This is a genomic window from Mucilaginibacter sp. RCC_168, assembly GCF_041355315.1.
Classification (GTDB): Bacteria; Bacteroidota; Bacteroidia; order Sphingobacteriales; family Sphingobacteriaceae; genus Mucilaginibacter.
Map to the genome: position 1 here is coordinate 32,178 of NZ_JBFUPN010000025.1, position 16,793 is coordinate 48,970.

The 16,793-nt window shown below is 39.0% G+C and carries 16 protein-coding genes; 12 read left to right on the top strand and 4 right to left on the bottom strand.

Features of this window, described 5'->3' with window-relative positions:
* Position 1 precedes the first annotated feature (1 nt).
* Positions 2-7,165 (top strand): amino acid adenylation domain-containing protein, encoded by a 7,164-nt coding sequence (locus tag AB6735_RS22215; protein WP_370998271.1) that lies wholly within the window; start codon positions 2-4, stop codon positions 7,163-7,165.
* A gap of 153 nt (positions 7,166-7,318) precedes the next feature.
* Here the strand turns inward: AB6735_RS22215 and AB6735_RS22220 are convergent, their stop codons facing one another.
* A complete protein-coding gene (locus tag AB6735_RS22220; RefSeq protein WP_370998272.1) occupies positions 7,319-7,966 on the bottom strand; it encodes a 4'-phosphopantetheinyl transferase superfamily protein in 648 nt (215 codons plus the stop codon).
* Positions 7,967-8,211: 245 nt separating this feature from the next.
* Positions 8,212-8,409, bottom strand: coding sequence for a hypothetical protein (locus tag AB6735_RS22225; RefSeq protein ID WP_370998273.1), 198 nt, complete (start codon positions 8,407-8,409; stop codon positions 8,212-8,214).
* Between the two features lie 351 nt (positions 8,410-8,760).
* Between AB6735_RS22225 and AB6735_RS22230 the strand changes: the two genes are divergently transcribed.
* Positions 8,761-9,597, top strand: coding sequence for a phytanoyl-CoA dioxygenase family protein (locus AB6735_RS22230; RefSeq protein WP_370998274.1), 837 nt, complete (start codon positions 8,761-8,763; stop codon positions 9,595-9,597).
* 370 nt (positions 9,598-9,967) lie between these two features.
* Here the strand turns inward: AB6735_RS22230 and AB6735_RS22235 are convergent, their stop codons facing one another.
* Entirely contained in the window at positions 9,968-10,189 is a 222-nt protein-coding gene (locus AB6735_RS22235; protein ID WP_370998275.1) for a hypothetical protein, read from the bottom strand.
* Positions 10,190-10,303: 114 nt separating this feature from the next.
* Between AB6735_RS22235 and AB6735_RS22240 the strand changes: the two genes are divergently transcribed.
* Complete coding sequence (locus AB6735_RS22240; protein ID WP_370998276.1) at positions 10,304-10,546, top strand: hypothetical protein; 243 nt, start codon at positions 10,304-10,306, stop codon at positions 10,544-10,546.
* 111 nt (positions 10,547-10,657) lie between these two features.
* On the opposite strand, the gene AB6735_RS22245 is transcribed toward AB6735_RS22240, so the two are convergent.
* The gene (locus tag AB6735_RS22245; RefSeq protein WP_370998277.1) at positions 10,658-10,882 is read right to left on the bottom strand and encodes a hypothetical protein; all 225 of its coding nucleotides are present in this window, start codon (positions 10,880-10,882) and stop codon (positions 10,658-10,660) included.
* A gap of 303 nt (positions 10,883-11,185) precedes the next feature.
* Here AB6735_RS22245 and AB6735_RS22250 point away from each other — a divergent pair, with 303 nt between their 5' ends.
* The 9 genes from AB6735_RS22250 to AB6735_RS22290 are packed head-to-tail and all read left to right on the top strand — an operon-like array spanning position 11,186 to position 16,511.
* Positions 11,186-11,563, top strand: a complete 378-nt coding sequence (locus tag AB6735_RS22250) for a single-stranded DNA-binding protein (RefSeq protein ID WP_370998278.1) — start codon at positions 11,186-11,188, stop codon at positions 11,561-11,563.
* 11 nt (positions 11,564-11,574) lie between these two features.
* A complete protein-coding gene (locus AB6735_RS22255) occupies positions 11,575-12,018 on the top strand; it encodes a hypothetical protein (RefSeq protein WP_370998279.1) in 444 nt (147 codons plus the stop codon).
* 4 nt (positions 12,019-12,022) lie between these two features.
* Positions 12,023-12,661, top strand: a complete 639-nt coding sequence (locus AB6735_RS22260) for a hypothetical protein (RefSeq protein WP_370998280.1) — start codon at positions 12,023-12,025, stop codon at positions 12,659-12,661.
* Between the two features lie 41 nt (positions 12,662-12,702).
* Positions 12,703-13,299, top strand: a complete 597-nt coding sequence (locus AB6735_RS22265; RefSeq protein WP_370998281.1) for a PRTRC system protein E — start codon at positions 12,703-12,705, stop codon at positions 13,297-13,299.
* Positions 13,300-13,311: 12 nt separating this feature from the next.
* Positions 13,312-13,530, top strand: coding sequence for a PRTRC system protein C (locus AB6735_RS22270; protein WP_370998282.1), 219 nt, complete (start codon positions 13,312-13,314; stop codon positions 13,528-13,530).
* A 58-nt stretch (positions 13,531-13,588) separates the two neighbouring features.
* Positions 13,589-14,689: a hypothetical protein gene (locus AB6735_RS22275; RefSeq protein WP_370998283.1), complete on the top strand. Its 1,101-nt coding sequence runs from the start codon at positions 13,589-13,591 to the stop codon at positions 14,687-14,689.
* Positions 14,682-15,425 carry a PRTRC system protein B gene (locus tag AB6735_RS22280; RefSeq protein WP_370998284.1) on the top strand — a complete coding sequence of 248 codons (744 nt, stop codon included), beginning with the start codon at positions 14,682-14,684 and terminating at the stop codon, positions 15,423-15,425. The genes AB6735_RS22275 and AB6735_RS22280 overlap by 8 nt, the downstream gene beginning before the upstream one ends.
* Positions 15,422-16,306 (top strand): PRTRC system ThiF family protein, encoded by an 885-nt coding sequence (locus AB6735_RS22285; protein WP_370998285.1) that lies wholly within the window; start codon positions 15,422-15,424, stop codon positions 16,304-16,306. The genes AB6735_RS22280 and AB6735_RS22285 overlap by 4 nt, the downstream gene beginning before the upstream one ends.
* Before the next feature lie 13 nt (positions 16,307-16,319).
* Positions 16,320-16,511, top strand: coding sequence for a hypothetical protein (locus AB6735_RS22290; protein WP_370998286.1), 192 nt, complete (start codon positions 16,320-16,322; stop codon positions 16,509-16,511).
* Positions 16,512-16,793 lie beyond the last annotated feature (282 nt).

The following is a 16,793-nucleotide window of genomic DNA, read 5'->3' on the forward strand; positions in this document are numbered from 1 at the left end:
CATGGATCAGAAGAACATTGTAACTTTATTTGAGCATCAGGTAGAATTATATTCGAATAAAACGGCGCTCAGCGACGCTAATAGTCAGGTATCTTATCATGACTTAAATAAAAGAGCCAATAGGCTGGCCTCTTTTTTAGAAAATCAATCCCTATTAAAAGGTTCTATAATAAGTATCATGCTTCCTAATTCAATTGATGCTATAGTATCTATATTGGGAATAATAAAGGCCGGTCATGTTTTTTTGCCGATAGACCCAAACTATCCTTATGAACGAGTAAAGGGCATTTTAGATAATTCAAAATCTACTATATTAATTTCGGGAAAAGGTTATATAAATTACTTAAACAGATTACAATGGGAGTGTGAATCCATTGACTCCGTAATTTGTATCGATTCACTTAATTTTTATGAAGAAAAGGAAGTCCTGAATGAAAAAATGCGCGCTGATTTATGGAATTATATAGGAGAAATTACGGAAGATGATATATCTGGTGGTGGTTGGAGATCTGGTTACAATGGCGAGCTGTTTTCAAGAGAAGAAATGGATGAATATGCCGAAAATATTTACCTCAAATTATCGCCATATTTAAATTCGAATATAAGGATCTTGGAGATTGGCTGTTCTTCAGGAATTAGCATGTTTCGCTTGGCTCCATATGTTAAAGAGTATATTGGAATCGATTTATCATCCAAGATTATTGAAAATACCTCCCTTGAAGTCCATAGAAGAGGTCTGACTAATATCAAACTTTATACTTTGGCTGCTCACGAATTATCAGATTTATCGGAAAAAGAATTTGATATTGTAATTTTAAACAGTGTAATTCAAAATTTCAACGGCTTAAATTATTTGCGAAAGGTACTTTCATCTTCTATAAAGATAATGGCCGATACCGGGATTGTATTCTTGGGAGACCTTCTTGATCTGGACTCCAGGCCTCTATTGGAGCATAGTTTTTTAAATTATAAAAACACAAATGATCAGGGATATAAGAACACGAAAATTGACTGGAGCGAGGAATTATTTATCAAAAGAGATTTTCTTTTAGACCTGCAATCAGAGATATCTGGAATTGTTTCGGTTGAGAATACAGAAAAAATTGGGAATATTGTCAACGAATTAACTGCTTTCAGGTTTGATTCTATGCTGCAAATCAGCAAATCAAGCAAAATAAATACCAGCTCAAATCTAAAATCAAAAAATCAATATGATTTAAATGATATTTCCAGGTGTTCAATCCATAATAAACAAATTGAAATCTTGCCTGATGATCTCGCATACGTTTTATATACTTCAGGATCGACCGGACATCCGAAAGGAGTAATGGTTCCCCACAAAGCCGTTTTTAATTATGTAACATGGTTTTTGACCCGATTTGCCATAACGGAAAGTGATGTTTCCATATTATTGAGTCAGATAACTTTCGATGGAATTTACCCATGCATATGGGGCACCATCCTTGCAGGAGGGGAGTTAAGAATAGTAGATGATGATTCTCTGCTGGATACAGATACGGTATTAAATCAAATTATTTACGGCGGGATAAGTTTTATAAAAGTTACTCCAACTTTTTTTAACATGCTTATGGACCTCCCAAATGCGTCTCTGTTGAAAAAAGCAAAGGCCCTCAGACTTTTGCTTTTGGGAGGTGAGAAAGTTAAAGTAAATAACATCGAAGATTTCTTTGAATTAAGAGATGATGTGACTGTTATTAATCATTATGGCCCCACTGAAACAACTATCGGTGTTATATTTCATGAAATTAATAAAGAAAATCTACAGGATTTCATAAGGCGACCAGTCATAGGAAAACCCATAAATAACACCAGAATATATATATTGGATGAAAATCTGAATCCCGTTGCAGACAATATAGCCGGTGAGATATTTATCGAGGGATTGGGGGTATCAAAGGGATATCTGAATGATCCTATTTTAACTAGGCGACAATTTATCAGTAACCCCTATCAAAAAGATATAAGCAGCATTTTATATAAATCTGGCGACATCGGTAGGAGGTTGCCTAATGGCCTGATCGAAATCTGTGGGAGAGCAGATGACCAAGTGAAAATTAGAGGATATCGGATTGAATTAGGAGAAATTGAACAGGCCATTTTTGAATTTAGCGGAATCATAAACACAAAAATAGTATCTAAAACAGACGACGAAGACAAAGTATTTTTAATCGCGTACTTTACATGCACTACCGATATCGATCTTGAAGAAATAAAAACCTATTTAAGGAGACGGATACCCGAGTATATGATTCCTTTATATTTTGTAAGGATAGACTATTTTCCCCTGAAAAGTAGCGGTAAAATAAATATCAATGCATTACCAGATCCCCAAAATATTTTTTTAAAGGGCGACTACCAGCCAGCAGAAACGGCGATGGAGGTGAAATTGCTGCGAATATGGAAAAGTATTCTGGGCAGAAATGAAATAGGCGTAAATAACAATTTTTTTGAATTAGGCGGGCACTCGTTGAAAGCAACTCGACTGGTTACCGCTATTTATCGAGATTTGTCCGTCGAGATCAAGCTGAAGGAAGTCTTCAATGCGCCCACTATAAGAGATCTCGCTGCCATAATTGATGGATATGACAAAAAACAGATGGAAAAAATCTTGCACGTGCAGGATATGGAGTTTTACGCTTGTAGCAGGGGTCAAAAGGGAATTTGGGTACAGAGCCAGCTTTCCGACAATATTAAAGCTTACACAGAGGTTGGAGTGAAAATTATAAAGGGAAATCTTGATATTGATGTACTACAACAAGCGCTGAACATGGTTACATACCGGCATGAAAGCCTAAGGACAACATTTAAAGTCATAGACGGCGAGTTGAAACAAATAATAACTCCGGCGGAAATGTTCTCATGTAGCATTTCTTTGATAGAGAAAGTTATACCGGAAAATGAAGAAAATCATATAACAAAAATTATCAGTGCTGAAACTAACACCGAATTTGATTTAGAAAGGGGGCCGCTGATCAGAGCCAGTTTATGTCAGCTCGGAGATAACGAGTACATGTTCATTTTAACCTTACATCACATTATTTCTGACGGAAGGTCAATTGATATTTTAACAGAAGAAGTGGCTTTCCATTATAATGCGTGTTTACTGAAGACCGGAGAAGAACTTCCGCCGTTAGCGATACAATATCGGGATTTTTCAACCTGGCAGAATCGCTTTTTGGATAGCACAGCTTCAGATAAGTATAAAAGGTTCTGGAGAAATCACCTGGCAGGAGAAATTTCAACGCTTCAAATGCCTGTCGATTTTTCAAGACCACCTCTAAAAAGTTTTAAAGGAGCGAGGCACTCCATAATATTTCCCAATCGAATAAAAAAGTCTCTGGATACAACCTGTCAGCATCGTGATGGTAGTTTGTTTATGTATTTATTAACAGGGATATATATATTATTAAATCGATACACAGGGGCGGATGAGATAGCTCTTGGAATACCCGTTTCGGGACGCAACCACGTTGATTTAGAAAATCAAATTGGCTTGTTTGTAAATGTAGTGCCTTTTAAAATGCGCATACCTGAAAATGCTACTGCCGGGATTTTGTTTGTTAAACTCAGAGAGGAGCTTTTGGAATTGTTTGAATATCAATCATATCCTTTTTATGAAATAGTTAATGATTTAGAAATTGAGAAAGATCTAAGTAGAATGCCTGTCTTTGATGTAACCGCTTCTTTTACTGATACTTCATCGAGGGACTTCAACCAAAGAAAGTTTTCAGATATAACAGTTCTTGATTTTATCAATGATATAGTATTTAGTAAGACAGACATAGCTTTTGATTTTAGATTAAACGGCAATGAATTATCACTTTCTATCGATTATTGCACTGAATTATTCAAGAGCGAACGTATAGAGAGGTTAGCAGATCATTATATAAACTTGCTGGATTCAATGTTAATTCAGGCTGATTCTCCGATAGGAGAACTAAATTATATAGGAGTGTTGGAAAAAGAACAGCTTTTATACGGGTTTAATGATACTAAGATAGAGATGATAGATAAGGCTGTCTTTCAAGAGAAGCTTGAAGAGCAGTTAGAAAAGAATGCGAAGAATATTGCCATTTTAGGTAATGCGGAGGGGATAACCTATTCACAAGCTCACGAAATAGCTAACATTATAGCGAATAACTTGCGTGAAAACCATAGGATTTCTCGTGGTGATGTCGTAGGGCTGATGTTTAACAGATCGCCAGCCATGTTATTAACGCTTTTAGGGGTGATCAAATCTGGTGCCGCCTATGTTCCTATTTCTCCCGATTACCCAAGTGATAGAGCTGCATTTATACTCCAGGATAGTAATTGCAAAATGTTGATTTTGGCATCGGAGTTTATCGATAGAGTTTATGAGAATATACCAACAATAGGCTATGAGCAATTAATTGTAAAATTGCATGACCATGATTCCTTTACTCCCCGGATCATAAACACACCGGAAGACCTGGTTTATATAATGTATACTTCAGGAACTACAGGAAGACCAAAGGGGGTGAAAGTAAGTAATAGATCTCTAACTAATCTTCTTTTGAGCCTAAGCAAAAAATTCCAATTGGGTAATCGGGATACACTTCTTTCATTGTCGAGCTTTACATTTGATATTTCAATTATGGAATTGTTCTTACCACTTGTTAACGGGGCAACAGTATTTATAGCCACAGAAGAGCATTTGGGTAATATGAACGGATTAAAAAACTTGTTAAAGGAGTATCGGCCTACAGTTGTCCAAGCCACACCAAGTATTTGGAATATGCTAGTTAAAAATAACTGGGAGGGGGCAAATGATCTTGTAATTATAAGTGGCGGTGAGTATTTAAATAAAGAGTTAGCTAATAAGCTGTTAGCGTTAGGTGGGGAACTTTGGAATATGTATGGTCCAACAGAAACCACAATATGGTCAACTGCTAAGCATATAAAAAATGAAGAAGATTGGGGGACGGTTGGCAAACCAATCGATAATACTGAAATTTATATTTTGGATAAGAACCTTCAGCTGACACCGATTGGAGTAACAGGCAGTATCTACATAAGCGGGAGAGGCCTGTCAGCAGGATATATTAATCTACCGGAACTAACAGAAAAATCATTTCTAAAAATTCCATATACAGACCAACTCGCCTATCATACTGGTGATCTTGGTTATTGGACAAGCGAAGGAGAAATTTACATACGAGGCAGGGGAGACAGTCAAATTAAATTAAGAGGTGTAAGGATTGAACTTCAGGAGATAGAGAATGTTTTATTAGAAACCGGAGTACAGGCTGCGAAGTGTATGCTTACACGTGATTCTTTTGGCGAGGACGTTATTACAATTTATTATGAGGATAAGAATAAGACCGACATTAGTAAATTGAAAATGTTCCTGCAAAAAAAATTACCAATAGTCATGGTTCCGTCTTATTTTATCCAAATGGATGAATTGCCTCTGAATGTCAATGGCAAGTTAGATCAATCCAGGCTCCCTGATCCTCAAATATTTGTGACAGAGATTGCTGGCGATGATAAACTGACTTTGTTAGATAAACAAGTGTTAGATATTATCAGCGAGGTATTAGGTCGTAAGACATTTAGCCTATCTAATGATTTTTTTAAGGTAGGAGGGAATTCGATGAGCGCGATCCAACTGATAACCTGGATTGAGTCTAGACTGAAAGTTAAACTGAGTATAAAGGAAATCTTTGAAAATAGTTTAATTAAAGACTTGGTAAAAGTTATAAGGGAAAATACGAATAAGCACTTAAAGCCTTTTATTACATCAAATCAAAGCCTCGGACCATATCCACTTTCACATATTCAGCAACGTTTCTGGACGATATCTCAATCTGATGATGCTTCATCAGCCTATAACATTTCCAGTTGTATTAATATTTCCGGGAATTTAAATATCCCGGCATTAGAGAAGGCATTTGAACTTTTAATTAATAAGCACGAAATTTTGCATACCGAATTTTTGTGGGATAAAGAAAAAGAGGATCTGGTGCAAAATGTTTTTGATGTAAATGAGTGTGATTTTTTGATTGAACATGATAATATAAAGGGGGATATCCTGCTCCAAGACGAAGTTTTACGTCATGTAGATTCCGAAAGATCTATTCCTTTTGCGCTTGATAAGAAAAAATATTTATTAAAAGCGAAGCTACTTCATTTATCAAAAGATGAATTTATACTTATATTCACTATTCATCATATTATTTGTGACGCCGCTTCTTTAAATAGAATCTTTATTGAATTGAGTGATTTATATCAAATGGCCATAAATAATGATTATTCAAATATTAAGCCTTTAGCATTTCAATTCAAAGAATACGCTATTTGGGAAAAATCAAGGACTGAGTTGGATGAGAGTAAAAAATATTGGCTTAACCAGTTTGCCGATCAGATACCAATATTGAACATCCTAAAGGATTTTCCACAAGTTCAAGAACAAACCTATAATGGGAATACCATTTTTTTTGATTTACCACCTGATATCGTTTCCCGAATTGAGGGACTAATAATCAACAGAAACTGTACTTTCTTTATGTTCTTTATAAGCGCTGTAACTCTTGTATTTTCAAAGTATACCGGCCAGGAGGAGATTATACTGGGAGTCCCCGTGACAACAAGAATCCACCCTGATCTGCAAGAACAAATAGGACCATATATAAACACACTTGCTATAAAATCTAAATTTAGAATGGAAGATAGTTTTCTGGATCTCCTTCTAACTGTGCGAAGAAACCTATTAGATGCATTTTCGCATCAAGAGTATCCATTTGATTGTTTGGTTGATGAATTGTCATCAAAAACGACTGTCGAGCACGCACCTATTTTTGATGTTATGGTGTCTTTGCAGGATGTTTATAAAAATGATGTTTCCATAAATGGAGGAGAGGTGACTTTTAAATCGGTTCCGATAAATAGCAATAAAAGCCAGTTAATGATAGCAATTGATCTTTACAACAAGAATGGGGAGTTCAGCGTCGGCATAAATTATAATACAGACCTTTTTAAGGAAATAAGTATGATTTTGATGAAAAATAGATTATTAGAAATAATAGATCAAATTCTACAGTCACCGAGTAAAAGGTTAAATGATTTTTATCTCGATAATTCGAGTTATAAAAAAGAATTAAAAACGGCTAGTTTTGATTATTAATAAAAAATTAGTTTATGATAATTAATATAGCCCCGGGTTTTTACATAGCGAAAACGTTTTGATTGAATAGCTGCAATAATAAAATCGATGCACTGGCATCGCTATCGGGCAAAAGCTTGCTAGGCTTGCGGTTACCAAGAAATGGATTTAATTTTAAAAGATAAGTTTTTGAATTTTGAATCGAGGGGTTTCAATTTGCGTTGTAACATGGCATTTATAGTTATTCTCAATGAAAACAGGATGTGTGAACCATTGATCACCACTTAATGTTGTCTGATTTCCATTTATGATCTTAAAATTCGTTAATTTAGAAACTCCTCCTCCGTCAGCCTTTACTATAGATTCTTTCATTGTCCAATAATGATAAAATTCTACTAATGGATTTTCAGAAGTTATAATGTAGTCCCATTCCTCCGAGTTGAATTGATTTTTGAAATCATAAAGATCAATTGGTAGGACTTCCTCCAAATCAATCCCCAATCTATATTGGAATGTTAATGCACAAATCACCACATTACCGGAATGGCTTATATTAAAATCTATAGGTAATGCTTTAAGATAGGGGCGCCCGTTATCTTCGTAATATAATTCACTTAGCGAATTGGCTAAGTTATTTTGTGCTAACGCATGCCGTAACAGTAATTTTCCCAATAAAGAGGTATGTCTGTCTTGCCAACGGCGATATTTTAATACGCTATCTCTAAGATTTATAGGTAAAAGATTAAGTAAAAACTCAAATTTAGCAGGTGGTATCTCCGTTTCAAACTGGGTATAGAATATACAGACCTCTTCATTAACCATAAATTATAAATAGCTTGAAAGTGAATTTGAGCCATATTTTAATTAGCAAACCGTGTTTAACTAATAGTATTCATTGAAAGCGAATTCTTATAAACTAGCCTGATGTATTGATTGGATTAATATCAATTTTCTGGTATTTGAAATATATTAGAAATCAAATAAACAGCATATAAATTAAGTTTTAAGATTATGGCGTTATTATTCGATATTTTAAATATGTCGTTTTGTTGGAATTCAATTCATCCTCATTTGCGTATTCCAAGTAAAATTCGTTCATAAACCCTATTTTCAATACCATCCAGCGTTATGTTTTTAATATCCTTACCTGTATTTTCTTTCTCTTGGAAACTGTCAAAAAAATCAATCAAAATTATTTCTTCTTCTAGCGTAGCTTTACCTGATAAGTATTTATCAATCATAACAAGAAAGTCTTCTTTTTTCATGTTTAAGCCTTGTAATATTGAAAGCCTTTGAGTAAATATGATAATTATTTGAAATAAGCTAAGTGCCATTTCTATTTTATATAAACAGGTGTTATGATAAATTAAATGAATATATAACGTTAGTATAAATATAAAGCAATTTTGCTTAGACAAAGGCTCAAAATTGGATCATTTTATTGAGTTATGCGATTTGCATTAAAGTGCATTGATTTTATTAAAGGTATGGATGATTCTTTATTTTAATAAGGAGGTAACCTTGAAAGGGATACTGGAATTGGTTTTTATTTTTATATTTAACATATGATTTACATATTAATATAATTAGACTGAAATTTGTTTAAATAATACTATATGATTCTTTCAGAAGTACAGATTCGAGACTACAATGAACACGGGTATCTATATATCGAAAACGTTTTCAATGAAATTGAAGTCAATCATATGTTATCCGAAATGCATAAAGTCATTTCTGAAAACTGTCCCAGACGTATATTGGAAAAAAACGGTTTTGTCCGGTCTTTTTTTTCGCCCGAATGGAATAGTGAATTATTTTCGGATGTTATCAAATTGGAACGATTAGTATTACCTTCAAAGCAATTGATCGGCAGCGAAATTTATAAACATCAAACCAAACTTAACACAAAACATGCTTTATTGGGGGATTGGTGGGAGTGGCATCAGGACTATATTTTTTGGAAAAAAGAGGATGGAATGCGTGAACCCCAGGTAATCACAGTAATGATCTACCTAAATGATGTTAATGAGTTTAATGGGCCATTATTGTTAATCCCAGGGTCTCATAAACAAGGAATCATAGATTTGTTACCCAATACGCCCGATGAAAATGATAATAAGGAATGGTTTTCCGAATACCACCAAAGCACTGATTATATGTCTTCATTAACCGCTGACCTTAAGTATACTTTGAAGGATCACACGCTGGTAAACATGATTGAAAAAAATGGAATACATTCGATAAAAGGTCCGGCGGGTTCAGTCATATTTTTTCACGGAAATCTTTTTCATGCTTCTTCAAATAATTTGTCTCCATGGCATCGGCACACATTTTTAATAACATACAACAGCATTAAAAATAAGTTGCCTGATGATATGCCAAATCCGCGCCCTGATTTCATTTCAAGTCGTGACTTTTCTGCTATAGAATCAATCAGAGAGTTGAATTTATAAACCGGTTTAAGTTATTGTAGTGACTTCCTGTCCATCCTTCAAGTTGCGTTTGGTGTTTTCTAATTGGATACTTTTTCATACCCGTGTCCGCCAATAATATACTACCATAAAACCATAATCAATTCCACTTACATCAGCGGGATAAAAACAATATATGACCCAGATTTAAACCTTTCTATAGCCAGCGTCGCTATCAATATGGGTGCTTGCAAGCGATACTGTTAATGCCGTTAGCGTCTTTTACGGTAATGTGCTATACCATTTCCTTTGGTCAGGGCTTTTCGTTTCGATCTTTTCAAAGGATTTCTCCTGCTATCCCTAACGGAGATTTCGTTGGATATTTTATGTTTGAACGTCTTTGATCGCTTAATTAACGACCTGGTATCCCCGGTCCATCGTAGGGATGTTTAAGCGCATCAACGATCCTGGTTAACCGATGTTTGGCATGACCACCTTTATCACCGTTTCGCAGCATTTCCAGGTTTCTTTCAACGGCATCTTTAACTTCTAACTGTGTAGTTGCCCTGTCAATCCTAAGGGTTTCCGGTAAAACTGCGGTTTCAAAGTAAGCAATTAACTCCTGGTCTGTCATGGCGTAAAAATAGGAAACAGAGCTAAGTATCAATTGACAATTTTATATTATAAATCGAAAACACAATTTAGGGGAGAGGGTGGCTATTAAATCTTATTTCGATAAATTAGCGCTATGCTTACGTTGGATGACTTTAATACACTCAATGAGTTTGAACAAGCAGAAGCGATATGGCAGGGTACCTTTCTGGCTGATAGGGAGGAAAACGGCCTGATCGTCAGACTATACAGTCTGAACAATTTTTATGCGGAAGTATTTTATGATGCTCATGTAAATAAGATACTGCGCTTAACGGCTTTTGATAAAATTACTCAATTAGGGCCTTATTTCGCACATATCAAGTTTAATAAAGGCTAAACGACAGGGTTTGCTATCTAAAGGAATACGCCTTTTACGGATTTTGCATTACCTTTATTCGGAGTAAATAGCAAGTCAGATGAGTAAGATAAGTTATAAAACATAGCTGAACTAGTGTTTGAAGCTTATCTGCTCAACTATTTTCCCTTTCCACATCCCTTTGTACCGAAACAACAATAAATTCAATAATGCCGTTGCCTCCGGCCCGCGCTTTCCGCTGTATCTGCTACGCAGGATGCCGCTGTAATCGCCTAACGGGGCCATCCGCACCGGTAAAAATTGAACCAGGCCCTTCGGGTGCCCCGCCCGGCAACGGTAGCCGGGTTGGCAGTTCAATTTTTACCGTTTCCCGAGAAGAAAACGCCAAATCCTGCGCTCTTTTTTCAGTGGCCTTTTTTTGTTAATTATATTTCATTTGACCTTTGCTTGAGGCAAATTTACCCCTCTTCGGCAGTCAAGACCATGCGAGTGCCGCCTAAAAAAATCTCCACACCTGCGCTGTGCTTCGGGTAGTATTTTTTTGCGTCAGTCTTGCCCTGCCCGCCCCACGCGCAAGTTTTTTGCCTCTATCAAAGGCCAATTGAGGCATGTGCCGAAATGGACCCGAGAGCGAAAAACTCATTTTTTAAATTAAAAATTATGCTATTTACAGGAAGATTAACCGCAAATGCTAAAGTAAATGCGGTTAAAGGGGACAAACAGGTAATCAATTTTACCGTAGCCATTAACCAAAAATGGAAAAACAAAGCAGGTGAAAAACAGGAAAAAACCGCATTCGTTGATTGCGCCTACTGGCGTAACTCCGGCGTAGCCGAATACCTCAGCAAAGGCGCAGTAGTGGAAATTTCGGGATGGATGGAGGCGGAAGCCTACCAAAGCAAAAAGGATGGCTTGCAGTCAAGGCTGATTTGTACCTGCGACACCATCAAGCTGTGTTCTGTAACAGCCAAGAGTGAACCAAAAGCCGAGGTTGCACCCTATACCACAGGTGCTGGCGTTGACGATTTACCATTCTAATCTGTATGAGAATGAAAGGAACAATCAAATTCACTATTCAAACCCTGCTATCCCGTACAGACGGCAAGGTTTCAGGCCCCATGTCACCTATGCTTTTTGCCAAAGAAATGGCACAATCTGTAGGTTTTAAGTTCAATCGCCTCGCCCGTGTATGGTTTGCCGATGAACGTATCAATCAGCGTAAAGAAGATGGCGGGCTAACGGGACACGACACCCTGATTATCGGGGCGGTTTATACCAACGACCTATGGCTGAGCCTGTGGGTGGATTCCGGCGTAGGGGGGATACCCATCGCCATGACCAACCAGTTGGACAGGATAATAGACAATACCTCGGTGTATGATGGCGAAAGGTTTGCCCGAAAACTCACCGAACAGGAAATACAGGAAATTTTTAACGCCGTTTTCCTTGACCCCGGCCAAATCAACATTAAAGAAGAACCCTCAAAAATTTAACGTCATGGGAGAGTACGTAAAATATAAAGGTACAGGCATTAAGTTAGGCACTTGTGAAGATTTATACTATGCCAACTACCCCAAATATATCAAAGCCTTAAAAGCGGGTTTATTACAACAGGAAACGGCCAACGACAAGCCCGAAAACTACGCCAAACCTGATAATGGCTATCGTTTCAGGTTTCCTTTTCCCGACGAGGACGGATTACCATTGGGCAATATCGGGGACGGCAACTTTCATAGGGGATTACTGATTACCATAGAAAGAGGGGAACTGTTCCCAAAAGAGGAGTTTCCGGTGCTGTCAGCTTATTATGAAGTCGATTCCCGCACCCAACCGGGTTTGGTGCGCAAGTTATTACAGGCCAACCCAAACAACATCATGCGTACGGTGGATTTGGAAATCGTACAGCAAAAACTCATTCAAAAAGGTGGTTTTCTGCGCCTTGCTTTGGTTTACCGTTGCCCTTATTCGGGTGAGCAATGGCGCATGGAAGACAGGGCGGACGCTGAATTTATCACCGCCCAGATTACCCAACGATATGTGAATGCTACTACCGATGAACAGGCTGCTGACTTTTGGCGCAAGGCTAACGAACGCATTTTGCACGGTTATGACCACCATTTAATCGAAAGATATTGAAAATCAACACAGGGCTATTGCTCTGTTTAATCCCAACAAATATGAAAACTAATTTTTTTGAAAATATAACCGCTTTAAACATTCCCGGTAATTGGAATTTAACCATCCATACGGATGAACAGGGGCAGTTTACCGTATCTGCATTATTCAGAGCCCTGCACAATGCAGACAATGCCACCAAAGGCATACCACCCCTGCTCTTAATAGGGACAGCACCCGAATTGGACGAGGGCTTTTTTGAAGCCATCACACAGCCCGTACAGCAAACCGCAGGGCTGTACAACAACCTCAACGCCTATCACAAAGAACTGGAAAGGGCACGGTTGGCTTCTAAAATGGAACAGGACAAGAAGAATAAGAACAATGCAAAACCGAAATCCGCAATAGCCGAAGCGAGGGACAGTGACATCGAGATAGGCGAAACGCAGCCCAATAAGGAGGAAAAGCGCAAGGCTTATGTACAAACTATGATAAAAATCAATGAACTAAATGCTGCCTGTAAATACGAAGAAGCATTAGCGATTCTACCCGCAGCTACCGACTATCCCGAAAAGGAAGCCGAATTGAAAGTCAAATTAGCCGACCTGACCCGCAAAAGGGATCAGATGGCCCAGGCATTATCATTATTTAATTCTTAAAAAAAGAAACTCATGTTAGCGACAACCACATTACAGCGTGTGTTTTTACACAAAGAAAATAACATCGAAATCATATTGGCTGACCCCGGAGAGAGTTTTGCGCCCGAAGCGGTCATGACCTTTTATTCGGCGACCTATCCCATTTTAACCAACGCCAAAATTGTTGGCCCCGAAATCAAAAACGACCAGATACAGTACCGCTTTGAAAGTACGATGGGGACGAAAGGATAAAGACCATGAAACAACAGCAAATCAAAAGGAGGATACCCATCATTAAAGAAAACGACCAATGGCAACTGCATCAGCTATTCAGAAATTTTACCCAACAACTCGACAAACTGCCGGATGCCGGAGAGGTACTACGCAACCCGCCAAGGAGCGCACCGCAGGGCATCGTACCAATGGTTTTCTGAAATTCCGTTTTCTGCCCTTTTGGGCGATACAGGCGAGGAACTACAGGCAGGTGGAAGCGGAGTTTTTCCGCTCCCTTGCTAACCTGTGCGCGGTCTATGAAATGCCTGTACCCGATGTGTCGGCAACAGTTTTTCCGCAGAATGTGACAACCGCCTATATGCAGGTAAAGGAAGCCCTAAAGCTGAAAGATAACAATGCGGAGTGTATCATTATCAAAGACAGCAACCACAGCGCAACACTGGCGGTACTCAAAGGCTTTGATACGGGGCATTGCCTGTATTATATCCCGGTCAGGCCGTTATGGAACTTGGTGCAGACTGCACAACAGCAGCCTTTAACGGAAATGCTCCTGTCCGTTTATGCCTACCTGTACCAAATCGCCAAAACACCCTACTATACCGAAAGTGACAGCTATTTGTCCGGTGAGTATGATATGTTACAACAATGGATATACGAAGCGGATGACGAGGGCGAAGAAGAGCAGCAATATAGGGAGGAACAAACGGAAGCGATGGACTTGCTCAACCATGCGGGTGACCGCCTCGTAACCCTTATTCGGGACAATAACTACCTGCTTAAATGGGAAGCTAATATCAAAGCCTACAGGCAAACGGAAGATTGGGACTTGGAAACGGAATGTTTGGCTGACCAGTTCCTAACCTTGTATGCAGCATATCCCCATCGTTCCCTTTTTGACAATATCCATGACGAGTTGATAGCACCCGAAGAAACCGAAAGGGTCAGGATGGAGCAGTATGTTAGTTTTTACTGGAGCAGCAATGACAGCTTTTATGATATGCTTTTCGATACGATCAATAACGAGTTTCAGGAATGCGGGGTAACAGACGAGCCGACATCTATACAGCTATTTGACACCCCGCAATCCAAAGTCCTGAATGATTTGGATTTTGAAAAAAGGCTTTTTGACCTGATAGATAAATTATGTGGAATACTAAATAAATACGACCATGAATAATGTAACCAGCGACTTTAACGATATGTATATACCCTATAAAGCCCTGTTGATTTACAATTGCGAGCGGGAAAAGGACTATACTAGCAATACCGATGAAGCTAATTCCATCTATGTGGAAAGCTACGATATTGGTTTGCAGGGTAACCCCATCAATGCGCATCCCTTATCCTTAAAGGAAAGTCTCGCTTTAGCGGAATTGCTGCAAAGCAGCGCCGAAATGCAGAACGGGTATCTGAAATCAAAGGGTCTGCTTCCGAATAACCTGCTTTACTTAAAATCAGATAGTTCGGGCTATGCCGTTTGGTACACCCCGCCACAGCAAAGGGACTTGTTTTTTGCGGGAAGTTTGGGCATCCCCTGCGGTAGGGCTTATGTTCCGGCAATGGTATGGAAAGCCACAAGGGACAGTCTTTCGGTTTTTGCCGTCAAAGGCAAGTCCAAACCCACCGCCAAAACAGCTTTGCATTATGCGCCCTATTTTAATATCTATTCCGATGGACGGGTTTGCATGGGCAATGTGAACATCAACATTGACCGAAGTACTTATCTCGAAAATTTTATGATGCAGTGGGAGGCTTACTTTTTCGGCAGTTATTTCAGCCACACCATTAGCGGGGGAAGCCGGATAAACGGGAATATCGTGCAATTATGGCAGCAGCAGGTAAATACCGAAAACAGGTTTAACGAATTGCTATTGGTCAAAAATGGTTTAACCCTTAACCAACTTATCCGATGAAGAAGCTCAAAATAAAACAGCCTTTGACAGCCGTTCATATCGTGGAAAAGGAATGGCTCAACCCCTATAATCCGATTGTGGTTAACCTGATCGGGGCAGGGGGGACAGGAAGCCAGGTACTCACGGCTTTGGCGAGGATGAACCATGCGCTTATGGAACTGAACCATCCCGGCTTAATTGTCCGCCTGTTTGATGATGATAAAGTGGAACGTGCGAACCTCGGCAGACAGCTATTCGCAACGGCCGAACTCAAACAATATAAGGCCGTAGCCCTCATCAACCGGGTAAATCTGTTCTTCGGAACGAACTGGAAAGCGGTAACCGCACGGTACGATAAAGCAGGTTTAAAACAACAGCCCGATCTGGCACAGGCGGGGCTGACCATATCCTGCGTGGATACCGTACAGGCAAGGCTGGAAATTGCCGACATTTTGAAAAATCTTTACAAACGCTGTAATGGGTATGGGAGGAACAGACCAGTTTATTACATGGACTTTGGCAACAGCCGTTTTTCCGGGCAGGTGTTGCTATCAACCATTGGTAAAGTACCACAGCCGGAAATGAAAAAGTACCAAACAGTGGAAACCCTGCCAATGATTACGGATGAATTTAGGGAATTGCTTTTGGCCTCGGAAAGCACCGACAGAACACCAAGCTGTTCTTTAGCGGAAGCCCTCACTAAACAGGATTTATTTATCAATTCGGCTTTGGCAAATATCGGCGCATCCCTCTTATGGCAACTGCTCCGGGAGGGGGTGCTAATCAATCGGGGCTTTTTCCTCAACCTCAAGGAGTTCAGGATGCAGCCCATTAAAGTCACTCCACCAGTTGCCCTAATCGTTCCGCTGAAACCTAAAAGGCGTACCAAGAAAGCAGCTTAATTAAACGAACAAGATGAGCAAGTTAAAAATCATTGATTTGGAAGGAAAGGAAATAGCCGTGACAGATTTGTCACTGGCTATTTTACAGGCGGATGATTACCGCCATTACCGGCACGTCGACCCTGAATATGCGGACTTTGATGAAAAAAAACGCAGGTATTGGGAGGATGTTTATCAAAAGTTGATCAGGCTGAAAAACGAATAAATCGCGCGCCGGAAGCCACTTGCTACTTTCATACGCAACAGGCTTCCAGCGTATTGGGTCGCCTGACTTTCAAAAAAAACAATGCCTGACTCCGGCCACGTTTGCTTTTCTGAAACACAGGCATATTTCAAATTCAAGGATATGGTCAAGATTAAAGATGGTGATGTGATGTCTGCTGCCGAAAAGGCGGAGTAGGATCGGGTAAATGCTTTGACTCGCAAGTTATAGGGACATCTGGATTATTATAAACCGCAAACCAGTTAGTCCACTATAAGATTCTTA

Excerpts from the sequence above, each read along its gene's own strand:
- AB6735_RS22215 (WP_370998271.1), top strand. The coding sequence starts at position 2 with ATGGATCAGAAGAACATTGTAACTTTATTTGAGCATCAGGTAGAATTA.
- AB6735_RS22220 (WP_370998272.1), bottom strand. The coding sequence starts at position 7,966 with ATGGTTAATGAAGAGGTCTGTATATTCTATACCCAGTTTGAAACGGAG.
- AB6735_RS22225 (WP_370998273.1), bottom strand. The coding sequence starts at position 8,409 with ATGAAAAAAGAAGACTTTCTTGTTATGATTGATAAATACTTATCAGGT.
- AB6735_RS22230 (WP_370998274.1), top strand. The coding sequence starts at position 8,761 with ATGATTCTTTCAGAAGTACAGATTCGAGACTACAATGAACACGGGTAT.
- AB6735_RS22235 (WP_370998275.1), bottom strand. The coding sequence starts at position 10,189 with ATGACAGACCAGGAGTTAATTGCTTACTTTGAAACCGCAGTTTTACCG.
- AB6735_RS22240 (WP_370998276.1), top strand. The coding sequence starts at position 10,304 with ATGCTTACGTTGGATGACTTTAATACACTCAATGAGTTTGAACAAGCA.
- AB6735_RS22250 (WP_370998278.1), top strand. The coding sequence starts at position 11,186 with ATGCTATTTACAGGAAGATTAACCGCAAATGCTAAAGTAAATGCGGTT.
- AB6735_RS22255 (WP_370998279.1), top strand. The coding sequence starts at position 11,575 with ATGAAAGGAACAATCAAATTCACTATTCAAACCCTGCTATCCCGTACA.
- AB6735_RS22260 (WP_370998280.1), top strand. The coding sequence starts at position 12,023 with ATGGGAGAGTACGTAAAATATAAAGGTACAGGCATTAAGTTAGGCACT.
- AB6735_RS22265 (WP_370998281.1), top strand. The coding sequence starts at position 12,703 with ATGAAAACTAATTTTTTTGAAAATATAACCGCTTTAAACATTCCCGGT.
- AB6735_RS22270 (WP_370998282.1), top strand. The coding sequence starts at position 13,312 with ATGTTAGCGACAACCACATTACAGCGTGTGTTTTTACACAAAGAAAAT.
- AB6735_RS22275 (WP_370998283.1), top strand. The coding sequence starts at position 13,589 with ATGGCAACTGCATCAGCTATTCAGAAATTTTACCCAACAACTCGACAA.
- AB6735_RS22280 (WP_370998284.1), top strand. The coding sequence starts at position 14,682 with ATGAATAATGTAACCAGCGACTTTAACGATATGTATATACCCTATAAA.
- AB6735_RS22285 (WP_370998285.1), top strand. The coding sequence starts at position 15,422 with ATGAAGAAGCTCAAAATAAAACAGCCTTTGACAGCCGTTCATATCGTG.
- AB6735_RS22290 (WP_370998286.1), top strand. The coding sequence starts at position 16,320 with ATGAGCAAGTTAAAAATCATTGATTTGGAAGGAAAGGAAATAGCCGTG.